The sequence below is a fragment of the Cobetia sp. SIMBA_158 genome (genome assembly GCF_046566945.1).
In the GTDB taxonomy this organism is placed as follows: domain Bacteria; phylum Pseudomonadota; class Gammaproteobacteria; order Pseudomonadales; family Halomonadaceae; genus Cobetia; species Cobetia amphilecti.
In genome coordinates, this window is the sequence record NZ_JAWJYL010001151.1 from 1 (window position 1) to 233 (window position 233).

General features: G+C 65.7%; 1 protein-coding gene. It reads right to left on the bottom strand.

Annotation, left to right across the window (positions count from 1 at the left end):
* Positions 1-180 (bottom strand): helix-turn-helix domain-containing protein (locus R2R70_RS23360; protein ID WP_410979401.1); only part of this gene is annotated, 180 nt, incomplete at its 3' end.
* Positions 181-233: the final 53 nt, after the last annotated feature.

Genomic DNA, 233 nt, shown 5'->3' on the forward strand with positions numbered 1-233 from the left:
GGCGATGGGAAGCCGGTCGTAGTGGTCGCGTTCCAGGTCATCGACCAGGCTGGGCCGCAGGTTGAGCTGTGTCGCCACCTCATCACGCGACAACCCCTGATGCCCGCGCTCCAGCTTGAGGCGCGTGCCAGGCAGTGCATCACTGGCGTGCCGACCCGGCGCGGGTTCATGTTCGCTCATGGCGCATCCTTGTAAGGAAACCCTCCCTACCGAACCCACCTCCGGGCGCTCTT